A 20785-nucleotide genomic window follows, 5' to 3' on the forward strand; every position below is an offset into this window, starting at 1 on the left:
AACGGGAACGGCAGCAACCTCCCGCTGGAGCCTCCGGCGGGCTACTTTTCCGACCATGAGCGCAGAGCTGACGCTCGGCGCCGAGGAGGAACTCCACCTCATCGACCTCGCCAGTTGGGAACTGTCCGCCCAGGCCCCGCAGGTGCTCAGTCGGCTGCCCTCGGCTTCCTACTCCGCGGAGATCCAGCGGACGACCGTCGAAACGAACACGGCGGTCGTCACGACACTGTCCGAGCTGCGCGAAGAGCTGCTCCGGCTGCGCAAGGAACTGGTTGCGGTTGCCGGGCGTGAGGGGCTCGGCGTTGCCGCCGTCGGCACCTCGCCGCGGTCGACGTTCGCCGACTTCGAGCTCACGACGACCGGGCGCTACAGCCGCATGCAGGAGCAGTACCGGCTGCTGGTCGACGAGCAACTGATCTGCGGGACGCAGATCCACGTCGGCGTCTCCGACCGCGACCTCGCCGTCGACATCGCCCAGCGGATCGCCCGCGACCTGCCCGTTCTCCTCGCGCTGTCGGCGAGCTCCCCGTTCTGGAACGGTCAGGACACCGGCTACGCGAGCATCCGCTCGATCATCTGGCAGCGCTGGCCCACCGCCGGATCCCCCGGCCCGCTCGCCTCGGCCCGCGAGTACGACGAGCTGCTCGCCGACCTCATCGGCTCCGGCGTCATCGCCGACGCCAAGATGGCCTACTTCGACGTGCGGCCCTCCTCCCACGCTCCGACACTCGAGCTGCGGGTGTGTGACGCCTGCCCCCTGGTCGACGACGCCGTCCTCATCGCAGGGCTGTTCCGCGCGATGCTGCGCGCCGCCGAGCTCGACATCGAGGCCGGTCGGCCGTACCTGCCCGTTCCTCCCCCGCTGCACCGCGCCGCGCTCTGGCAGGCGGCCAGGTCGGGGCTCTCGCGCGATCTCGTCGCTGCCGCCCCGCACCCGAGGCCGCGTCCGGGCGCAGAGGTCGTACGCGGCCTGCTCGATCGGCTACGTCCGCAGCTCGAGGAGCTCGGCGACTGGGACGCGGTGAGCGAGCTGACCGAGACCGCGCTGGCCCGCGGGAACTCCGCCGACCGGCAGCGCGCCGTGTACGCCGAGCGCGGGGACCTCGACGACGTCATGCGGCTCGTCGTGGACGAGACCCACGGTCCGGCCGGCGGACCCGTGATGTCTCCCCCTGCCCTGCGCCGCTACCGCTCTCGGGCAGGCGACGAGGCGATCGGTGCCGGCTCGGTGCCGCGGGTGGCCTACCGCGAGCTCATGGACGTCGTCGGCGCGCTGCCGCCGGAGGAGGTCCTGCGGCGCGAGCGCGTGCGCGCGTCCTGGCTCGCAGGACAGAAGATGACGTTCCGCGTCGACGGCGAAGAGCGTCCCTTCGCCGTGGACCTCGTGCCCCGGGTGATCGCCAGGCACGAGTGGCAGGCGCTGCGTGCCGGGCTCATCCAGCGGGCCCGGGCGCTCGAGCACTTCCTGGGCGACGTGTACGGGGAGCAGAAGGTGCTGGCCGACGGCGTCGTCCCCCGCGATGTCGTCCTCGACTGTCCCGGGTGGCGGCCGGAGGCGACCGGGCTGCCCGCCGACGCCGTGCGTGCCCCCGTGATGGGCTTCGACATCGTCCGCACCGAGTACGGCGACTGGCGGGTGCTCGAGGACAACGTGCGGAACCCGAGCGGCGCGGCGTACGCGATAGCCGTGCGCCGGCTCGTGGACGACGTCATGCCCGACCTGCCACGTCCCCCCGGTCTGGCCGACCCGGCCACCGGGTACGCGCTCCTGCGCTCGACCCTGCTCGCCCGCGCGGAGCCGGGAACCTCCGGGGCGCTCCTGTCCAGCGGGCCGGACAGCTCAGCCTGGTTCGAGCACCGTCGCCTGGCCGAGGGCGCCGGATTGCTGCTGGTCGGCGCGGACGATCTCGACATCGTCGGCGGCCACGTGGTGCCCCGGGCCGGGGGCCGCCCGATCGGCTCCCTCTACCTCCGGCTCGACGAGGAGCTGGCCGACCTGGTGGACTCCGCCGGCCGGCCGATCGGTGCGGAGGTCCTCGAGGTGGCGGCGACCGGCGCGGTCGTGCTCGCCAACACCCCGGGCACCGGGGTGGCCGACGACAAGGCGATGTACTGCTGGGTGCCCGAGCTGATCGGCTACTACCTGGACGAACACCCGCTGCTCCAGTCGGTCCCCACCTATCGTCCCGGGGACGAGACGGAACGCCGCGCCGTGCTCGAACGCATCGGGGAACTGGTCACGAAGCCGGTCGACGGCTACGGCGGCGCGGGCGTGCTCATCGGCCCGGCGGCGAGCGCGTCGGAGGTGGCCGCGCGCCGGGCGGAGCTCGCGGCACGGCCCACCGACTGGGTGGCCCAGGAAGTCGTCGCACTCTCCTCCGCGCCATCGCTGGACAGCACCGGGCTCCACCCGCGGCACGTCGACCTGCGCGCGTTCGTGTACCTCACCGGAACCGACCCCGAGGACTGCCGGGTCCCCGACCTCGGGCTGACGCGGGTCGCCGCCCCTGGGGAGCTCGTCGTCAACAGCTCGCGCGGCGGTGGCGCCAAGGACACCTGGATCGTGCTCGGCCCGGAGGAGGGAGGACAGACACATGTGCGGACTGGCCGGTGAGCTGCGGCTGGACGGGGCGCGCGCTGACGTCGCGTGCCTCGACCGCATGACCGCCTGCATGCAGCACCGCGGGCCCGACGGCGAGGGACTGTGGGCTCGCGGCCCGGTTGGCCTCGGTCACCGGCGGCTGTCGATCATCGACCTCTCCGAGCGCGGCGCCCAGCCGATGGTCGACCCGCATCTCGGGCTCACCATCGCCTTCAACGGGATCATCTACAACTACCGGCAACTACGCGCCGAACTCGACCGGGCCGACCACCGCTTCTTCTCCACGTCGGACACCGAGGTCGTGCTCAAGGCCTACGCCGAGTGGGGCACCGACTGCGTCGACCACTTCCTCGGCATGTTCGCCTTCGCCATCGTCGAGCACCGCACCGGCCGGCTGGTGCTTGCCCGCGACCGGCTGGGCATCAAGCCGCTCTACATCGATGCGCGCCCCGACCGGATCCGCTTCGCCTCCACCGTGCAGGCGCTGGTGGCCGGCGGCGGCGTCGACACGTCCATCGACCGGACGGCGCTGGCCCAGTACATGACCTTCCACTCCGTCGTCCCTGCGCCGCGGACGATCCTGTCCGGGGTCCGCAAGTTACCGCCGGCGACGGTCCGCACCATCGAGGCCGACGGCACGACCCGCGACCGCGAGTACTGGCGACCCGACTTCTCCCGCGACGAGGGCCGCCGTGACTGGACCGCGCGCGACTGGGAGGAGGCGCTGCTGGAGAAGGTGCGCATCGCCGTCGAACGCCGGATGGTCTCCGACGTGCCGGTCGGGGTGCTGCTGTCCGGTGGCATCGACTCCAGTCTCATCGTCGCGCTGCTGGCCGGGATGGGGCAGACGGGGCTCTCGACCTTCAGCATCGGGTTCGACTCCGCCGGCGGGGAGTCCGGCGACGAGTTCGAGTACTCCACGCTGGTCGCCGAGCGATTCGGCACCGACCACCACCGCATCAAGATCGACAGTGCCCGGCTGCTGCCCGGGGTCGACGCTGCCGTCGCGGCGATGAGCGAGCCCATGGTCAGCCACGACTGTGTCGCCTTCTACCTCCTCAGCGAGGACGTCTCCGCGCACGTGAAGGTCGTGCAGACCGGCCAGGGCGCCGACGAGGTGCTCGGCGGCTATGACTGGTACCCACCCCTGGCCGGCGTCCCGCGGGAGGACGCCGTCGAGGCCTACTCGCAGGTCTTCTTCGACCGCCGCTGGCCGGCGATGGCCGAGCTCGTCGAACCGGAGTGGCTGGTCCCCGATGACGCGCCCACCGCTTTCATCACCGAGCAGTTCGGCCGGCCCGGCGCCGAGACGTCGGTCGACGCCGCGCTGCGCAACGACACCACCATCATGCTGGTCGACGACCCGGTGAAGCGGGTGGACAACATGACCATGGCGTGGGCGCTGGAGGCGCGAGTGCCGTTCCTCGACCACGAGCTGGTCGAGTTCGCAGGGCGCATCCCTCCGGAACTCAAACTCGCAGACGGCGGCAAGGGCGTGCTCAAGCGGGCCAGTCGCGGCGTGGTGCCCGACGAGGTCATCGACCGCACGAAGGGCTACTTCCCGGTGCCGGCGATCCGGCAGCTGGACGGCCCATACCTGGAGCGCGTGCGGGACGCGCTGACCGATCCAGCAGCCAAGCGCCGCGGCCTGTTCCGTCCGGACGCCGTGGAGCGCATGCTGCGCGAGCCGAACGTCACCCGCACGACGCTCGGCTCCAACGCGCTGTGGCAGCTGGCGGTGCTCGAGATGTGGCTGCAGAAGGTGGAGGACCAGCCGCGGTGACGGGAGAACGGTGACGACGGACGTCGTCCTCGTCGGCCCGCAGCCGGATGCGCGGCACCTCGCCCTGCTCCCGATCCGGTGATCGCTGTGCCGGTGCGCGGCCGACAGCCGCTGGCTGGCGTGCGAGGTCGCCACCGACGGTGGCGTGCGGACGGCGGTCTGGGTGGTGCGGCCCGACGGCGGTGACGCCCGGCGGATAGCGGGCGACGATGACCAACCCGGCCGGCCATCGGCTCGACCACATGCTCAGCGGGGCGCCGCCGCGTGCTCCTGCAGGAACAACGCCTCCGTGAGTGCCATGTCGGCGATCTCCTTCGCATCCACGCTCTCATCCGGCGGGTGGATCGACGACAGCGGCTCCTCGACCCCCATCAGTGTGATCTCCGCTCGGGGATGGGTGGCTGCGAGAACACTGCAGAGCGGGATGGAGCCCCCCTGACCCAGTTCGACGACCGGCCTGCCGTAGACGGACTGCATGGCAGCCGTCGTCGCTCGGTAGGCGCGCCCATCCGTCGTCGCTCGAGAGGCCTGGCCGGAACTCCCGACGTCCGCCGTCACCCGCACGGTCGCGACCCGATGACCGCGCTGCTGCCGTCGGGGGTCTCCACGAGGCCGACGTCGTCGAAGCCCACGTCGGCGAACCGGTCGGCCACCCATTCCGCTGCGCGCACGCACTCCTGCGGCGGCAACAACTGGGGGTCGGCGACCGACGGGATGGCGACGAGCTCGGACAGCTCCTCGAGCGCCTTCGGCATCAGCTCGGCGACGCGTGCGCGCAGGTTCTGCAGCTCGCTCATCGTGGTGTTCTGCTCCGGCCCCCGCCGGCTCACGCAGGGACCGTCGGGTGGAACGGCTGGATGCCGTGCTCGCCCCTCCGGACGAACGCCCACGACCCCTCGGGTACCTCGTTCCAGGCGCCGGGGAGCTCCCCCAGGGGCTCCGAGACGATGAAGCGCGCGTCGGCTCCCAGGCGGTCCAGGACCTCCAGCTCCGGATACAGCCGGCGTAGCTGGGAGACATCGGTCGAGTAGTAGAGCGAACTCGTGGCCTTCTCGCTGGAGTAACGAAAGACCCAGATCGACTCGCCGTCGCTGGTTGCCACGGTCATGTGGACCGGGTACTCGACGCCATGGCGTCGGCCGACGTCCTCGACGAAGCCGACCGCGCGGGCGACCGCTGTGGGTGGGTCGTCGGCCAGGCCGAAGGTGAGGGCCAGGAAGAACAGCGTCTCGGTGTCGGTGGATCCCTCGATTCCCGGGAACAGCGACGCGTCCACCGCCATCAGGAGATCGTGCTTGATCTCCTGGAACCCGGCGAGCGACCCGTTGTGCATCCACATCCACCGCCCGTACCGGAACGGGTGGCAGTTGCTGCGCTGCACCGGGGTCCCACTCGAGGCGCGGACGTGGGCGAACAGCAGCGGCGTGCGGATCTGCGTGGCGACCTCGCGCAGGTTCTCGTCGTTCCAGGCCGGATGGGTGCTCTTGTACACGACCGGCGCCGCCCCCTCGCCGTTGCCGTTGCCGTACCACCCGATGCCGAAGCCGTCACCGTTCGTCGTGAACCCGCCCAGCTTTGCGTGCAGACTCTGGTCGATGATCGAGTGCTCGGGCCGGAACAGCAGGTCGTGGGCGAGGATCGGGTCGCCCGAGTAGGCCATCCATCTGCACATCAGTACACGCCCTCCCGCAGATGCGAATCGATCTCCGGTGCCAATGCACCACGCCGGAGCGGCTGGAGCGTCACCCGAACGGGGTGACCCGGCTCCTGAGGTGACGGCTGTGGTCAGACCGCGCTCCGGCCGTACTTGCGACGTAGGTCGGCGAGTACCTCGAGATCGAGCATCCCGCCGTCGTTGATCCGGTTGTCGTAGTTCTCGCTCCCCAGGAAGAGGTCCCACCGCCTCCGGGCGGCCAGGTCCCAGGTGTCGTCCAGCGCGCCCTCGTAGAAGCCGAGGGCCGCCATGAAGCCCTTCAGCTCGAGTGCGAGTTCCGGACCGATCGGCACCAGCTCGGACGGCTCGCTCGGGAAGTAGGAGAGCCTGTGCAGGGCGTAGCACCGCACGAGCTCATCGATCGGCTCCTCGTGGTCGTAGATGGAGATCACGACGTGACGATCGTCCAATGACCCATAACCGCCGTTGCGCCTCAACACCAGCAGTGCAGCGGATTGTTGGCCTCGTATGTCACCGCCTGCTCGTTGGCCCGACTCGAGGGCTGCCATCAGTCGTTCTGCGAGAGACGCGCGCGAGCCCTCGAAAGTCCTGACCATCCGGTCGACGACGTCGCTACTCGCGAGCCCGTTCCCGAGCGCCACGCAGTGTCGCCCCGAGGTGCTGCCCGCCCAGCCGTCCCAGGTGTGCAGGTCTGCTCCCGTATAGGCAGCGACGCGGCCGCGCCGGTCGACGAGAGCGAACTGCCGTTTGTGACCCTGAGCGTCGTCGTTGAGCAGGACGTCGACCGCCTGCTGTGGCGTGGCCCCACACTTCAGGAGCATCAACCCGGCAGAACCGTGTCGAGGGTTCCCGAATCCTTGCGTCGCGACGACGCCGACTTCGGACTCGCCGTACGGAACGAGACTGCCCACCCCCGGGAACCTGGATTGAACAGCCACGCCGAGGTCTCCGTTGGTCTCCTCCCAACCAAGAATCGAATACGTCATCATCGTCCTTCCATTGCCGCGGCATTCCGCCGGCGAACACCTTCATCGTCAGGGGTTGCCTGTGTGCGAGCATCCGGCCGAGTCCGATTGCAGGCGCAGGTGGCAGCCGCCGAACCACCCGCGCTGGGTGAGTCGGGGCATCATCGGAGTCGATGGCGATGGACGTGGGGCGCCGTGCCGAGGTGATGACCACCGCGCCGTACGCATCGGCGCTGCGGGTGTTCTGACGGGTGGACGAACGGCTCCTCGCACAACGGCGCCCGCTCGATGTCCGGATGCGCGAGGCCTGGCCGACCGCCTGGATGTACCGAGCCAGGACCTTGATGAGAACGGATGGTCCGCCCCGCCGCGACGACGCTGACGTGCGCGACGCTGCCGATGACGGGGATGACGACAGCGGTGTGATCAGCGCGCGGTACGCCCGTCAGACGGCACCCGCGAGGCGTGTGCGTGTGCGTGTCGCCCCTCGGACACCGCACCGGCCCCGTGTCTTCGCAGGTCAGAGACCCGGGCGGTTCCATGGCGACCTCACGCACCGTCTGGGACGCGGAACCGCTGCCGGTAGGACGTCGGAGTGGTGGCGTAGGCCGCGGTGAAGTTCTGACGGAGGGTCACGGCACTGCGGAAGCCGCAGGCGCGTGCTGTCCGCTCGATCGACCAGGTCGTGGTCTCCAACAGCCGCCGGACCTCCTCGAGTCGCTGGGTCAGGATCCAGCGGGCAGGGGTGGTCCCGACCGCTTCGGTGAACCGGCGGGTGAAGTTGCGCCCGCTCATCCGGGCGTGGCCGGCCAGCTGCTCGACGGACAGGTCCCGGTCGAGGTTGGCCAGCGCCCATTCCATGGTCGCGCCGATCGGGCCCACTCCACCCGGCTCGGGCACGGGCCGCTGGACGAACTGCGCCTGGTCCCCGTCGCGATGCGGCGCCACCACCAGGTGCCGGGCGAGCGTGTTGGCCGCAGCGCTTCCGAGGCGGGTGCGGACCACGTGCAGGCAGGCGTCCAGGCCCGAGGCGGTGCCGGCCGACGTGAGGACGTCGCCGTGGTCGAGGTAGAGGGCAGAAGCGTTGACCTGCACCGCGGTCCGACGCTGCTGCAGCAGCGGTGCCGCCGCCCAGTGCGTGACGGCGCCCCGGCCGTCGAGGAGCGCGCTGTCCGAGACGGGGAACGCGCCCAGACACAGACCGACGACGGTCGACCCGCCGGCGTGCGCACGGCTGACCACGTGCACCAGTTCGTCGCCGGCGCGCGGGAGATCAGCGGGCCAGGAAGGCAGCACCAGGATGTCGGCGCCCGGCACCACCTCGGGTCCCGCGACGTCCTCGACGCGCAAGCCCTCAGCCGTGCGGATGCCGCGCCCGTCCTGCGTCCACACGCGGGTGCGCCAGCCGGGCGCCAGGCCGAGCCGCGACACCTCACCGAACACCAGCAGAGGTGTGGCCAGGTGGAACATCGTCATGCCGTCGAAGGCATGCACCGCGATCTCCACGCTTGTCCTGATCTCATCGTTCATCGTCTCGCCTGCCACTCACGGTACGCCGGGAGCAGGCGGCAACCTGAAGGGCGTCACCGCCGCCCAACCAGGGAGAACGAGCCATGTCCGCCCCCCGCCGCGCCCTCGTCGTCATCGACGTGCAGAACGACTACTTCGACGGACCGCTGGAGATCCAGTACCCGCCGCGTGAGGACTCCCTGGCCCGCATCGTCACCGCCATGGACGTTGCGGCGGAGCACGAGCTCCCGGTCGTCGTCGTCAGGCACGAGCTGCCTGACGGGGCGCCGGTCTTCGCGGCCGGTTCAACCGGGCAGGCGCTGCACCCGGACGTCGAGAAGCGGACGACGGACGCGTGCAAGCAGGTGACCAAGAGCAACGCCAGCGTCTTCTCCGGCACCGACGTCGCCTCCTGGCTCGCGGCCAACGAGGTCGACTGCGTCACGCTGGTCGGGTACATGACCAACAACTGCGTCATCGGCACCGCAGCCGCCGCCGAGGACCTGGGCATCGCCGTCGAGGTCCTCTCGGACGCCACCGGCGCCATCAACATCGTGAACGACGCCGGCAGCGCCTCCGCCCAGCAGGTCCATCAGACGCTCATGGCACTGCTGAACTCGAACTTCGCCGCCGTCGCCACCACCGCGACGTGGACCAGTGCCGTCGAGCAGGGTCAGGCCCTGACGGGCAGCGATCTCGGGACGTCCGCCGTCCAGGGCCGTGCCGCCTACGGCCCCACGCCGTAGGCGCCTCCCCTGACGTCCGGGCGGTCGGTTCGTGAGGTCGCAGACGTGTGCGGAAGCACCGTGTCCCCCCTCGGACACTCTCGCGCCCCAGTGCTCCTGCAGGTCAGGAGCCCGGGGCGTCTGCATGACGAGGCCACCCCGACCCCCAGCCGACGGCAGCGGGTCCGCAGCCGTTCGCCGGAGCCCACAGGCGCAGGCAAGCCGCATGCGCAGCGACGGCGAACCGCCCCGGACAGGGTGCAATGGAGGTCGAGATGGTGGTCGACAATCGCCGTCTCGACCACTGCGGACGGTCCTGAACGCACCACCACGGTGGCGCGCCGAACCCCGGGAGGGCCCGTGCCCGTCGTCGCACCACCGTCGCAGGACGCGCTGGCAGTCCGCTCCGGATCCTCGGACCGGTGCCCTTCACTCGTAGTAGAGCTTCTGGGGCCCTGGGTACACCCAGGACAGCGCGTCGCGCAGCCGGTCCCGCCAGTTCTCCCACGAATGGCCATCCCGGGCCTCCGTGTAGCGGACCTGCATGCCGGCGTTCTCGAACACGTGCACCATCGACCGGTTCGGCACGATCAGCTGCTCGTAGACGCCGCACGACATGAACACGCGGTCGGCGACGCAGCGCGGCTTGGCCCGGAACCGGTTCACGAACTTCACCACCGGGTCGAAGGCCGGCCCGCCGCCGTGGTCGGTGCCGATGTCGGTGAACACGAACGACCCCGACATGAGCACCAGCGACCCGTACGTGTCCGGTGAGCGGTAGGCCGCCGACAGCGCAGCGACCCCGCCGAACGACGAGCCCAGGAGGCACCGGCCCGCCCGCTGCCCGACGAGAGGGAGCGACGACTCCAGTTCCGGCAGCAGCTCCTGGGTGAGGAACCGGGAGTGGGCCGTGGAGTTCGCGTACTCGTCCAGGCGCTCGCCGGGGTGGGTGAAGGCGACCACGGTCTCCGCGACGTCCAGCCGGTGGATCAGGTTGTCCAGGACGGTCTTCATCGAGGCGTACTGCAGGAAGTCCCCGCCGTCGTGCACCACCAGCAGCGGATAGGACGCCGTCGGCCGGAACCGGGCCGGCAGGTACACCGTGACGTGCGCGTCGCGACCGAGCGCGCGGCTGCGCAGCACGAGCTCCTTGAGCTCGCCGGGGCGCGCCTCGGGATCCGGAAGCACCCAGTCCGGCGTCTCGTAGCCCGCTGCGAAGCAGACCGACGACGAGCCCATGGGGCTGTGCGACCGCTTCTCGTTGAGCGGGTCGTTGAAGCGCTCGTAGTGGTCGCCACGCCGGATCTCGATCTGGTACTCGACCCGCGAGCCCTCCGGCAGCTCGAGCACCAGCTGCCACAGGTCGGTGCCGCGCAGGCGGCGCAGCGGGATCCGGTCGGGCAGCCCGACGATCCGCTGGCAGACCCACGCCTCGTCGGCCTCGCCGCGCCACAGGAAGGTGCACTGGTCCCCCTCGACCACCGGGACCTCGTGCCGGCCGAGGAACCGGTCGACCGCCTCGGCGTCGAGGGGCTTCGCCGACTTGAGCCGGTTGATGGCCAGGCGCCCGCTCCCCGTCCGCGCCGCCGTCATGCCGCCGCCCCCTCGGTGATCCGCCCGTCGTCCCCGACCAGCCGGACATCCGGTGGCAGGGCGCCGCCGGGGCCGAGGTCGAGCCGGACGCCGTCGTCCAGGACCAGGCAGGACGCCGGCGCGAACCGGCGGGCGAGCACCGACATCCGGGGGAGGTCGTCGGTCCGGAGCCGCCGCCGCGCGTGCGGCAGCACGACCGCCCCGGGGACGACGCCGAGGCCCGCATCGAAGACCTCGGTCAACGAGGCGCCCTGCGCCGCCCGGTCGTGGAAGAGCACCACCCGCGGCGCCAGCGCCATCGCCCCGGCCGACCACGCGACCAGCCGCGGCGGCAGGTGCGGCGAGAGGTGGAACAGGTGGAGGACGCGGAGCAGGTCACCGACGTGCCCACCGGCGACGACGAGGCACTCCGCCGTCGCCAGGAGCCCGCGGACCTCCTCGCGGTGCCCGGCGATCGGACCCCGCTCCTCCGGCCGCCACCTCGCGTAGAAGGCGCCGTGCAGCTCCTGCACCCGGGCCACGTGCGTCGCGTCGAGCAGCCGCACCGCCGCGAGCGCGTCCTCCAGCGCCATGGCCTGGGTGTTCGCGTGCCCGTCCGGCCGGGCGGCCACCGCGGACACCGCCTGCAGGGCGTGGTCCAGCCGGATCAGGTAGAGCTGCTGCAGCTCGTCGAGCACGAGCCGGTGTTCGCGCTCGGCCGCGGCGTACTCCGGGTCGGCCCGCAGCACGTCCATCCAGCGGGCGAACAACCGCAGGTTCGTCGCCTCCCCACCGGCCAGCGCGAGGATCTCGGCGTCGTCGGACTCCCGCTCCTGCCAGCCGGCGTTGACGACGGCCACCGGGCCACCGACACCCAGGGAGGACAGCACCCGATCCAGGGTCGGCCGCCGCTGCGGGCCGAGCAGCGTGATCGAAGGGGTCACGGGCTTCAGCGGGCGTAGACGTGCACGGTGCGCCCGACGTCGTCGAGCATCCCGCGCAGCGTGTCGAAGTCGGGGTGCCGCATGCGCACGTACGCGTTGGCCATGTAGCCGGCGGTCTCGGGCTGGGTCGGCGTCCCGGGCGGCGGCAGGTGCGCGTCCAGCACCCACTGCCCGTGCCGGGCCTGGATGTCGTCGACGCCCGAGTAGCCGGAGATGGTGCCGTCCCGCTCCGGCCGCAGGGCCACGATGCCGGCCGAGTACTGCCGCGACGGCTGCCCCCAGACCTGCCCGTGGACGATCGAGTCGGCCCACTGGCGGTAGATGTCGAGATCGTTGGCGGCCGAGTAGAGGTCCCAGGCGCCCACACCGGGCGGCCGGCAGCCGATCTCGCTGAACTTCAGCCCCTTCGGCCCGAAGAACCACTCCATGTGCGTGGCGCTGGTGCCGATCCCGAGCGCCTCGTTGACCCGTCGCCCCAGGTCACGCAGCTCCTGGTAGTCGGCCACGGCGTCGATCCGGTTGGTCGCCACGAACTGCGGCGAGATCCAGCGGGTGCGCATCGCCTCGAGCACGTTCGGGAAGTAGTGCGACACGAAGTCCAGCGCCGGGACGCCGTCGACCGAGAGGGTGTCGTAGAAGCCCTCGTGCCCCTCGATGAACTCCTCGACGGCGATCGAGTCCACGTGCTGGCCGCCGAACACCGCCAGCGCCGCGTCCAGCCCGCCGTCGTCGTCGACCCGTGTGGTGTCGAGCGCGCCGGCGCCGGACCGCGGCTTGAGGATCAGCGGGTAGCCGACCTCGCGCGCGAAGGACCTCACCTCCTCGGCGTTGGACGCCGCGGTCGACGCCGCCGTCGGCACGCCGGCGTCCCGCAGCACCTGCTTCATCGACGGCTTGTCCCGGCACAGCCACGCCGTCCGCACCGACGTCCCGGGGATGCTGCAGTTCTCCCGCACCTGCGCGGCGGCCAAGGTGTGCGACTCGATGGTGGCCTCGAGCCGGTCGACCCAGACCTTGTCCTGGATCCACCGGACGGCGTCGGTCAGCGCGCCGGCGTCGGTGACGTTCGGGACGTGGTGGTAGTGCACCATCCACGAGCGCAGCTCGTCGTCCAGCCACTCCCCCGGGCGGTCGCCGACGCCGTAGACCGACGCCCCCACCTCGGCCAGCGCGCGCACGAAGTGGCGTTGCGTCGGCGGAAAGGCCGGATCGACGAAGACCACGTTCATGCCGGGGATGCTAGGAGCGCCGTGCCCGTCCCGCCCCTCGCACGCTCGGGGCGGTGCCCTTCCCGCCCCTCGCACGCTCGGGGCGGTGCCCGTCCCGCCCCTCGCACGCTCGGGGCGGTGCCCTGGGGGGACCCCGCCCCCTCCCACTGAACTGCCAGGTCGGCCCCTCCGGGCGTAGCGTCCGCTCATGGTCGTCGCCGCGTTCGTCGCGCCGTACCTGCTGGAAGCCACGGCGCGATTCGTCCGGGTCGCCGCGGAGCTGCCGGGTGTCCGGATCGGCCTGGTGACCTGCGAGCCCGTGGACCGGATCCCCCCGGACCTGCGCGAGCGGCTGGCGGCGCACTGGCGGGTCGACGACGCGCTCGACCCGCGCCAGCTGGCCTGGGCGGTGTCCGGTCTCTCGGGGCAGCTGGGCCGGGTCGAGCGGCTGGTCGGTGCCCTGGAGCAGCTGCAGGTACCGCTCGCACAGGTCCGGGAGTCGCTCGGCATCGAGGGCATGGACGTGCGGACCGCGATCAACGTGCGCGACAAGTCGCGGATGAAGGAGACGCTGCAGGCGGCTGGGATCCCGTGCGCGCGGCACGCGCTCGTGCGCAGCGCCGGGCAGGCCACGGCGTTCGCCGACCAGGTCGGCTTCCCGCTGGTCGCCAAGCCGCCGGCGGGCGCCGGTGCGCAGTCGACGTTCCGGCTGGACGACGGCGACATGCTCCGGGGCTGGCTCGCCGCCGTGCCGCTGGGCGAGGACTCCCCCGCACTGGTCGAGGAGTTCCTCACCGGCGAGGAGCACACCTTCGACAGCGTCACCCTCGGCGGGGCGACGGTCTGGTCGTCGATCGCGGACTACCGCCCGCCGCCGCTGGAGGTCCTGCGCAACCCGTGGATCCAGTGGACGGTCCTGCTGCCCCGCGACATCACCGGCCCGCGGTACGAGGGCATCCACCGGTGGGGGCCGGAAGCGCTCAAGGCGCTCGGAGTCACCGACGCGCTCACCCACATGGAGTGGTTCGCCCGGCCCGACGGCTCGGTGGCCGTCTCGGAGGTGGCCGCCCGGCCGCCCGGGGCGCAGTTGACCTCGATGCACGGATACGCACACGACTTCGACCTCTACCGCGCGTGGGCCGAGCTGGTGATCCTCGGCCGGTTCGACGCGCCCGAGCGCCGGTTCGCGTCCGGAACCGCCTACCTGCGCGGCATGGGGCACGGGCGGGTGCGCGCGGTGCACGGCATCGAGGCGGTTCAGCAGCAGATCGGGCACCTGGTGGTGGAGGCGCGGCTGCCGCAGCCGGGACAGCCCGCCGCCACCGACTACCTGGGCGAGGGGTACGCGATGGTGCGCGACCCCGACACCGCGGTGGTCGAGGACGCGCTGCACCGGCTCGTCGACGGCATCCGCGTGGAGCTCGCCGAGGCCTGACCATCCCCCAGCACCGGAGGTCGGAATGAACGTCGTCATGCTCTCCCCCGGCTACCCGGCCGAGATGGCGTACTTCACCCGGGCGCTGGCCGGGACCGGCGCCCGGGTGATCGGGGTCGGCGACCAGCCGACGCACGCGCTGCCCGAGGCCGCCCGCTCGGCGCTCGCGCACTACGAGCACGTCAACCTCGCCGACGAGGGCGCGGTGCTCGACGGGCTGCGCGGGCTGTCCCGGCACGCCGCGCTCGACCAGGTGGAGTGCCTCTGGGAGCCCTACATGATCCTGGCGGCCCGGATCCGGGAGACGTTCGGACTGCCCGGCCTCTCCGTCGAGCAGACGCTGCCGTTCCGCGACAAGGAGACGATGAAACGCACGCTCGACGCCGCGGGGATCCGCACCCCGTGGCACGTCAGCGCGCGCTCCGTGGCCGAGGTCTGGGCGGCCGCGGAGAAGGTCGGCTACCCGCTCATCGTCAAGCCGATCGCCGGGGCCGGCTCGGCCGACACCTACCGGGTCGACTCCGACGAGGAACTCGGCGCGGTGCTCCCCCAGCTGCGGCACGTGCCCGAGGTCAGCGTCGAGGAGTTCGTCGACGGCGAGGAGTTCACCTTCGACACCATCTGCGCCGGCGGGCAGATCCTGTTCGAGCACGTGCTCTGGTACCGGCCCCGGCCGCTGCAGATGCGCATGCACGAGTGGATCAGCCCGGTGTCGATCTCGTTGCGCGACCTGTCCGTGCCGCACCTGGCCGGCGGTCGGCGGATGGGCGAGGCGGTGCTGGCCGCGCTCGGGTTCCGCTCGGGCTTCACGCACATGGAGTGGTACCTCAAGGGAGACGGCGAGGCCGTGTTCGGCGAGATCGGGGCCCGCCCGCCCGGCGCCCGCGTGGTCGACGTCATGAACTTCGCCACGGACGGCGACACCTACGCCGGCTGGGCGCAGGCCGTCGTCCACGGGTCCATGCAGCCGCTGGAGCGGAGGTACAACGCGGGGGCGATCTTCAAGCGGGCCCGCGGCGAGGGCCGGATCACCCACTCGGAGGGCCTCGACGCGCTGATGGGCCGGTACGGCGAGCACGTCGCGCTGCTCGACCTGCTCCCGGTCGGGGCGCCGCGCCGCGACTGGCGCTCGACGGTCACCGGCGACGGCATGGTCGTCGTCCGGCATCCCGAGCTGCAGCAGGTCATCGAGATGACCGAGGCGTTCGCCGGCGACTTCCAGATGTTCGCGAGCTGAAACCGGTCAGCAGAGCTCGTCGAGGTACTGCGGCAGCATCCGCCGCCAGGTCGGCCACTCGTGCGGCCACTCCTCGCCCCACGCGTCGACCCGGTTCGGCACGCCCTTGCGGCCGAGCACGTCGCCGGCGTCCCACGAGGAGCCGACGTCCTCCCACGCCCCCTGGCCGGAGGCGAGGATCGCGAACCGGGTGCGCAGCACGTCGAGCTGCTCGCCGTCCATCCCGGGCAGGAAGTCCAGCGGCGAGGCGTGGAACAGGTCCTGCGAGTACTGGCCGTCGAAGAACCGCTGGATCCGGTAGGTGCCGCTCATGCCCACGGCGGCGCCGAACACGTCGGGGAACCGGCAGAGCACCGCGAGCGCGTTGAACGCCCCGATCGAGGCGCCCGCCGCCACGATCGGCGTCTCGGCCCCGCCCAGGTCGGTCCGGATCGCCGGGACCACCTCGTGCCGGACGCAGTGGTGGAACTGGTTGAACAGCCACATCCGGTACTCGGGCGAGCCGGTCTTCGCCACCATCGCCCGGCCGGCGACGCTGTCGCACGAGTAGACCTTGATCCGCCCCGCCTCGATCATCGGCCAGCAGGCGCCGATCACCCCGTTGCGCTCGATCTCCTCGGCGTCCCCGCCCGCCGTCGGGAAGACCAGCACCGGGGTGCCGTAGTGCCCCCACCGGACCAGACCGATCGGCTGCTCCAGGCGCTCGGAGTACCAGCTGTCGGTCACCTTCACGTCGTCCACCCTGGCACGGACGTCGCGGGGCGGCAGCCCGGCTGGGCTGCCGACCGGCCTGTTCCGTGCGAACCTGACCGCACCGGCCCGGTCACTGGAGGCGATCACCGTGGGCCAAGAGGTCGAGGCACGCACCTTCTCCCGTGATGACCGTCAGCGCTACCGGGAAAAGCTCCGGCGCTGCCTGGACGTGTTCGGCCGGATGCTCAACGAGTCGAGGTTCGACTTCGAGCGGCCGCTCACCGGCACGGAGATCGAGTTCAACCTGGTCGACGAGCTACAGGACCCGTCCATGCGCAATCAGGAGGTCCTGGCCGCCATCGCGGACGAGGTCTTCCAGGCGGAGATGGGGCAGTTCAACATCGAGATCAACGTGCGCCCCACCACGCTGGCCGGTGCGGCGGCCGCCGACCTGGAGGAGGAGCTGCGCGCGAGTCTGAACGAGGCCGAGGAGCGCGCGCGAGGGATCGGCGCGCACATCGTGATGGTGGGCACCCTGCCGACGCTGATGCCCCAGCACGTCACCGGGGCGGCGATCACCACGCACCCGCGCTACGCGCTGATCAACGAACAGATCTTCGCGGCTCGTGGCGAAGACCTGCACATCGCGATCGACGGTCCGGAACGGCTGGACACCCATGCCGACACGATCGCCCCGGAGGCGGCCTGCACCAGCACCCAGTTCCACCTGCAGGTCAGTCCGCAGGACTACGCGGGGCACTGGAACGCGGCGCAGTGCATCGCCGGCGTCCAGGTGGCGTTGGGGGCGAACTCGCCGTTCCTGTTCGGCAAGGAGCTGTGGCGGGAGACCCGGATCCCGCTGTTCGAGCAGGCCACCGACACCCGGCCGCAGGAGCTCAAGGAACAGGGCGTCCGGCCCCGGGTCTGGTTCGGCGAGCGCTTCATCACCTCGGTGTTCGACCACTTCGAGGAGAACGTCCGCTACTTCCCCGCCCTGCTGCCGGTCTGCGACGAGGAGGACCCGGTGGCCGTGCTGGACCGCGGCGACGTCCCCCGGCTCGGCGAGCTGCGGATGCACAACGGGACCATCTACCGCTGGAACCGCCCGGTGTACGACATCCACGACGGCAAGCCGCACCTGCGGATCGAGAACCGGGTGCTGCCCGCCGGGCCGAGCATCGTCGACGTGTTCGCCAACGGCGCCTTCTACTACGGGCTGCTGCGCACGCTGGCCACCCAGGACCGGCCGGTGTGGTCGCAGATGTCGTTCGCCACCGCGGAGGACAACTTCACGGAGGGCGCCCGGCACGGCATCCACGCCCAGCTGTACTGGCCGGGCCTGGGCACGGTGCCGGTCACCGAGCTGGTGCTGCGGCGGCTGCTGCCGATGGCCCAGCAGGGCCTGGCCGAGTGGGGCGTGGACACCGCGGTCAGCGACCGGCTGCTGGGCGCCATCGAGCGCCGCTGCACCGCCTACCGCAACGGCGCGGAGTGGCAGGCCGAGACGTTCCACCGGATCGACGAGCAGCAGCAGCCACTGGACCGCCGTGACGCGCTGCGGGAGATGCTGCGCCGCTACAGCGAGCACATGCACGCCAACGTCCCGGTCGCCGACTGGCCCACCTGAGGGCATGGAACGGCCCCTCTGCAGGGGCCCGCCCCGAGCCTGCGAGCGGTGGGGGGCAGAGGGGTCCTCCTACCGGTTGAGGCGGTTCTCCTCGTCCCGCTTCCACATCTCGAGCAGCCCCCGGTAGTGCGCGATGAAGTGGTCGTGCTCGTGCGGGGGGAACGTGGACCGCACCGTGTCGACGAGGAGCCGGTCGAAGTCGGGACCGCGCACCCAGTCGAGCATGACCTCGTCGAGGTGCGGGAGCCGGCTGGCGCAGAAATCGGAGTAGGCCTCCGTCTGGAAGTACTCGTTCGCCAGCCCGCGGTAGGCCTGCAGCTTCTCCCCGTAGCTCAGGTCGGCCCGATCGGCGATGTCGAAGAACCGCCGGGTCTCGAGGTCCAGCCGCGGCCGGCGGCCGGTGGCCGTGCAGAACACCGACCACCGGATGAGCGCCTTGATGGCCCACGGGAAGTAGTAGTGCAGGCTGGTCAGCGCGATGTCGGGGCAGGCGTTGGCATAGTCGATCGGATAGACCACGCCGTCGCGGATGAGGGTCTCGCAGGAGTTGAACTCCCAGCGGAAGAACGCGTTCACCAGCTTGCCGATGGTGACCGTCTCCTCACCGGTGGCCGCGTCCAGGAAGCCGTGGGAGACCGAGTACCGGCCGTGCATCGGCTGGTCGGGGTCGAAGTTCATGACCATCGTCTCGGCGCCGATGGACAGGCTCCGCGCGAAGACGTCGTAGCCGGCCACCGCCTTCTGCAGGTGCATCAGGCGCTGCCCGGAGGCGTCGTACGCCCGCTGCAGCTCCTCGGGATTGCGGATCATCGTGACGCCCACCCACGCGCCCCCGTCGTACGGCTTCATGAACAGCGGATAACCCAGGCGTTCGGCGATCGCCGCCAGGTCGAACGGCCGGTTGTACTTCTCCGCCGTGTACGCGTACTTGGCATGCTCGGGCGGGTTCTTGTACGGCACCAGCACCGTGTCCGGTACGCGCAGCCCCAGCCGCAGCATGGCGCAGTACGCCGCGTGCTTCTCCATGCTCTGGAAGGTGAAGGGGCTGTTGAGCAGGTAGACGTCGTCCATGAGCGCGGCCTTCTTCAGCCACTCACGGGGGTGGTAGTACCAGTAGGCCAGGCGGTCGATGACCAGGTCGTAGCGCGGCTTGGCGCACAGGTCGAACGGCTCGACCGTGATCCGCTCGACGTCGTACTGGTGAGCGGCGCCGGTCCCGTCGTGCACGGTGCCGAGGCGGCGCACGATCGCCTCGAAGGCGGTCGGCCAGTCCTCCTCGGTCCCGAGCAGCAACCCGATGAGGTGCTGGTGATCGGACATCGACGCTCCTCCAACGGTGGCGGGGCCTCCCGCGTCGCTCCAGTGACCTGGGCGGACGCGGACGGATCCTAAGTCCGGCCCGGGATCCCTGCGAGTTCGCGCCAGAGGTGCGCGGCCGCCTCGGCCCCGCGGTGCAGCATGGGCAGCAGCACCCGCTCGTTGGGCGAGTGGATCCGATCGGTGGGCAGCCCCGCACCCAGGAACAGCAGCGGAGCGCCGAGTTGCTCGACCAGGTCGGCCTCCGGTCCGCTGCCGCCCTCGCGCAGGTAGAGCACCTCGTCGGGATCGCCGTCCCAGGCCTGGGCGATCGCCCGCCGCAGGGCGGCCATGCCGGGCGAGTCGAGGTCGCTGGCGCACGGCGCGACGCCGGCCTTCCCGATCAGCACCTCGGCGGTGACCCCCTCCGGCAGCCGCTGGTCGACCCAGGCGCGGACCTGGTCGGCGATGTCCGCAGGTGCCTGGTCGGCCACCAGCCGGAAGCTGATCTTCGCGTGCGCCTCGGCCGGGATGATCGTCTTGTGGCCCGGGCCCTGGTAGCCGCCCCACATGCCGTTGACCTCCGCGGTGGGCCGGGCGCCGGTCCGTTCCAGGGTGCTGAACCCGGCTTCTCCGTACGCCGCGGAGCCCGCCGCCGGCCCGGCCAGCCACGCCTGCTCGTCGAACGGCACGCGGGCCATGAGGTCGCGTTCGCGGTCGGACAGCGGGCGGACCTTGTCGTAGAAGCCGGGCAGCGTGACCCGGCCCTGCTCGTCGTGCAGGCTCGCCAGCAGCTCGGCCATGGCGTGCAGCGGGTTGGGCACCGCGCCGCCGAACGAGCCGGAGTGCAGGTCGACGGCGGGTCCGCGCAGGGTGATCTCGGCGCCGGCCAGCCCGCGCATCGAGACGACGGCGCTGGGGACGTCGGGTGCGGCCATCCCGGTGTCGCTGACCACGACGACGTCGCAGTCCAGCCGGGCCCGCCGCTCCGCCAGCAGTGCGGCGAAGTGCCGCGACCCGGACTCCTCCTCGCCCTCGACGAGCAGTTTCACGGTCACGGCCGGGGTGTCCCGACCGGTCGCGGCCAGGTGGGCGCGCATGCCGAGCAGGTGCATGGCGACGTTGCCCTTGTCGTCGATCGCGCCGCGGGCGTGCAGCTCCGGGCCGTCCGGTCCTTCGACGACCGTCGGCTCGAACGGCGGGTGCACCCACAGCTCCAGCGGGTCCACCGGCTGCACGTCGTGGTGCCCGTACACGAGCGCGACCGGGGCCCCGGGATCGCCCGACGGCCACTCGGCGTAGACCGCGGGCGCGCCGGGCGTCGGCCAGATCTCGACCGTGGGGAAGCCGACCCGGCGCAGCGCCTCGGCCAGCCACTCGGCGCTGCGGGCGACGTCGGGGGCGTGCGCGGGATCGGCGGAGATCGACGGGATCCGCAGCCAGGCGTCGAGATCGGCGCGCAGGTCGTCGTGGCAGGCGGTCACGAACTCGCGCTCGGGGTTGGTCACGACCTC

At 71.5% G+C, this 20785-nt stretch carries 17 protein-coding genes; 6 read left to right on the forward strand and 11 right to left on the reverse strand.

Translation table 11 applies throughout. The features are described from left to right. Positions 1-55 precede the first annotated feature (55 nt). Together CRP39_RS11890 and CRP39_RS11895 are read left to right on the forward strand one after the other, a co-directional pair. On the forward strand, positions 56-2614 hold the full coding sequence (locus CRP39_RS11890; protein WP_172442405.1) for a carboxylate--amine ligase/circularly permuted type 2 ATP-grasp protein: 2559 nt from the start codon (positions 56-58) through the stop codon (positions 2612-2614). Then, on the forward strand, positions 2595-4385 hold the full coding sequence (locus CRP39_RS11895) for an N-acetylglutaminylglutamine amidotransferase (RefSeq protein ID WP_097206591.1): 1791 nt from the start codon (positions 2595-2597) through the stop codon (positions 4383-4385). Before CRP39_RS11890 ends, CRP39_RS11895 begins: the two co-directional genes overlap by 20 nt. Before the next feature lie 246 nt (positions 4386-4631). Here CRP39_RS11895 and CRP39_RS26805 read toward each other — a convergent pair whose 3' ends face one another. The 5 genes from CRP39_RS26805 to CRP39_RS11920 all read right to left on the reverse strand — a co-directional run bounded on the left by CRP39_RS26805 (position 4632) and on the right by CRP39_RS11920 (position 8555). Further along, a complete protein-coding gene (locus CRP39_RS26805) occupies positions 4632-4862 on the reverse strand; it encodes a hypothetical protein (protein ID WP_172442406.1) in 231 nt (76 codons plus the stop codon). 77 nt (positions 4863-4939) lie between these two features. Further along, positions 4940-5215: a hypothetical protein gene (locus tag CRP39_RS11905; protein ID WP_097206592.1), complete on the reverse strand. Its 276-nt coding sequence runs from the start codon at positions 5213-5215 to the stop codon at positions 4940-4942. Further along, positions 5212-6045: a class II glutamine amidotransferase gene (locus tag CRP39_RS11910; RefSeq protein WP_097206593.1), complete on the reverse strand. Its 834-nt coding sequence runs from the start codon at positions 6043-6045 to the stop codon at positions 5212-5214. The genes CRP39_RS11905 and CRP39_RS11910 overlap by 4 nt, the downstream gene beginning before the upstream one ends. Before the next feature lie 125 nt (positions 6046-6170). Beyond that, complete coding sequence (locus tag CRP39_RS11915) at positions 6171-7049, reverse strand: DUF1028 domain-containing protein (protein ID WP_097206594.1); 879 nt, start codon at positions 7047-7049, stop codon at positions 6171-6173. A 525-nt stretch (positions 7050-7574) separates the two neighbouring features. Next, positions 7575-8555 (reverse strand): GlxA family transcriptional regulator, encoded by a 981-nt coding sequence (locus CRP39_RS11920; protein ID WP_216359702.1) that lies wholly within the window; start codon positions 8553-8555, stop codon positions 7575-7577. 83 nt (positions 8556-8638) lie between these two features. Between CRP39_RS11920 and CRP39_RS11925 the strand changes: the two genes are divergently transcribed. Then, the gene (locus CRP39_RS11925) at positions 8639-9280 is read left to right on the forward strand and encodes an isochorismatase family protein (protein ID WP_097206596.1); all 642 of its coding nucleotides are present in this window, start codon (positions 8639-8641) and stop codon (positions 9278-9280) included. A gap of 408 nt (positions 9281-9688) precedes the next feature. On the opposite strand, the gene CRP39_RS11930 is transcribed toward CRP39_RS11925, so the two are convergent. From CRP39_RS11930 to CRP39_RS11940, 3 genes are read right to left on the reverse strand one after another with little or no spacing between them, the layout of a single operon-like run. Next, positions 9689-10852: an alpha/beta hydrolase-fold protein gene (locus tag CRP39_RS11930; RefSeq protein WP_097206597.1), complete on the reverse strand. Its 1164-nt coding sequence runs from the start codon at positions 10850-10852 to the stop codon at positions 9689-9691. Further along, positions 10849-11775 (reverse strand): type 1 glutamine amidotransferase family protein, encoded by a 927-nt coding sequence (locus CRP39_RS11935; RefSeq protein ID WP_097206598.1) that lies wholly within the window; start codon positions 11773-11775, stop codon positions 10849-10851. The genes CRP39_RS11930 and CRP39_RS11935 overlap by 4 nt, the downstream gene beginning before the upstream one ends. A gap of 5 nt (positions 11776-11780) precedes the next feature. Next, complete coding sequence (locus tag CRP39_RS11940; protein ID WP_097206599.1) at positions 11781-13004, reverse strand: ATP-grasp domain-containing protein; 1224 nt, start codon at positions 13002-13004, stop codon at positions 11781-11783. Between the two features lie 187 nt (positions 13005-13191). On the opposite strand from CRP39_RS11940, the gene CRP39_RS11945 reads away from it, so the two are divergent. Continuing rightward, the gene (locus CRP39_RS11945) at positions 13192-14418 is read left to right on the forward strand and encodes a hypothetical protein (protein WP_097206600.1); all 1227 of its coding nucleotides are present in this window, start codon (positions 13192-13194) and stop codon (positions 14416-14418) included. A gap of 25 nt (positions 14419-14443) precedes the next feature. Next, positions 14444-15655 carry an ATP-grasp domain-containing protein gene (locus CRP39_RS11950; protein WP_097206601.1) on the forward strand — a complete coding sequence of 404 codons (1212 nt, stop codon included), beginning with the start codon at positions 14444-14446 and terminating at the stop codon, positions 15653-15655. A 6-nt stretch (positions 15656-15661) separates the two neighbouring features. Here CRP39_RS11950 and CRP39_RS11955 read toward each other — a convergent pair whose 3' ends face one another. Further along, positions 15662-16387 (reverse strand): esterase family protein, encoded by a 726-nt coding sequence (locus CRP39_RS11955; RefSeq protein WP_097206683.1) that lies wholly within the window; start codon positions 16385-16387, stop codon positions 15662-15664. 109 nt (positions 16388-16496) lie between these two features. On the opposite strand from CRP39_RS11955, the gene CRP39_RS11960 reads away from it, so the two are divergent. Then, positions 16497-17975 carry a glutamate-cysteine ligase family protein gene (locus tag CRP39_RS11960; RefSeq protein ID WP_097206602.1) on the forward strand — a complete coding sequence of 493 codons (1479 nt, stop codon included), beginning with the start codon at positions 16497-16499 and terminating at the stop codon, positions 17973-17975. A gap of 69 nt (positions 17976-18044) precedes the next feature. On the opposite strand, the gene CRP39_RS11965 is transcribed toward CRP39_RS11960, so the two are convergent. Continuing rightward, entirely contained in the window at positions 18045-19295 is a 1251-nt protein-coding gene (locus CRP39_RS11965) for an ATP-grasp domain-containing protein (protein WP_097206603.1), read from the reverse strand. A gap of 68 nt (positions 19296-19363) precedes the next feature. Then, the gene (locus tag CRP39_RS11970) at positions 19364-20779 is read right to left on the reverse strand and encodes a M20/M25/M40 family metallo-hydrolase (protein WP_097206604.1); all 1416 of its coding nucleotides are present in this window, start codon (positions 20777-20779) and stop codon (positions 19364-19366) included. Positions 20780-20785: the final 6 nt, after the last annotated feature.

It is taken from the genome of Geodermatophilus sabuli (genome assembly GCF_900215145.1).
Lineage (GTDB): Bacteria > Actinomycetota > Actinomycetes > Mycobacteriales > Geodermatophilaceae > Geodermatophilus > Geodermatophilus sabuli.

What these genes read in the sequence shown, in the direction of transcription:
- CRP39_RS11890 (WP_172442405.1), top strand. Translation starts at nt 56, where the DNA reads ATGAGCGCAGAGCTGACGCTCGGCGCCGAGGAGGAACTCCACCTCATC.
- CRP39_RS11895 (WP_097206591.1), top strand. Translation starts at nt 2,595, where the DNA reads ATGTGCGGACTGGCCGGTGAGCTGCGGCTGGACGGGGCGCGCGCTGAC.
- CRP39_RS26805 (WP_172442406.1), bottom strand. Translation starts at nt 4,862, where the DNA reads ATGCAGTCCGTCTACGGCAGGCCGGTCGTCGAACTGGGTCAGGGGGGC.
- CRP39_RS11910 (WP_097206593.1), bottom strand. Translation starts at nt 6,045, where the DNA reads ATGGCCTACTCGGGCGACCCGATCCTCGCCCACGACCTGCTGTTCCGG.
- CRP39_RS11915 (WP_097206594.1), bottom strand. Translation starts at nt 7,049, where the DNA reads ATGATGACGTATTCGATTCTTGGTTGGGAGGAGACCAACGGAGACCTC.
- CRP39_RS11920 (WP_216359702.1), bottom strand. Translation starts at nt 8,555, where the DNA reads ATGAACGATGAGATCAGGACAAGCGTGGAGATCGCGGTGCATGCCTTC.
- CRP39_RS11925 (WP_097206596.1), top strand. Translation starts at nt 8,639, where the DNA reads ATGTCCGCCCCCCGCCGCGCCCTCGTCGTCATCGACGTGCAGAACGAC.
- CRP39_RS11930 (WP_097206597.1), bottom strand. Translation starts at nt 10,852, where the DNA reads ATGACGGCGGCGCGGACGGGGAGCGGGCGCCTGGCCATCAACCGGCTC.
- CRP39_RS11940 (WP_097206599.1), bottom strand. Translation starts at nt 13,004, where the DNA reads ATGAACGTGGTCTTCGTCGATCCGGCCTTTCCGCCGACGCAACGCCAC.
- CRP39_RS11945 (WP_097206600.1), top strand. Translation starts at nt 13,192, where the DNA reads ATGGTCGTCGCCGCGTTCGTCGCGCCGTACCTGCTGGAAGCCACGGCG.
- CRP39_RS11950 (WP_097206601.1), top strand. Translation starts at nt 14,444, where the DNA reads ATGAACGTCGTCATGCTCTCCCCCGGCTACCCGGCCGAGATGGCGTAC.
- CRP39_RS11965 (WP_097206603.1), bottom strand. Translation starts at nt 19,295, where the DNA reads ATGTCCGATCACCAGCACCTCATCGGGTTGCTGCTCGGGACCGAGGAG.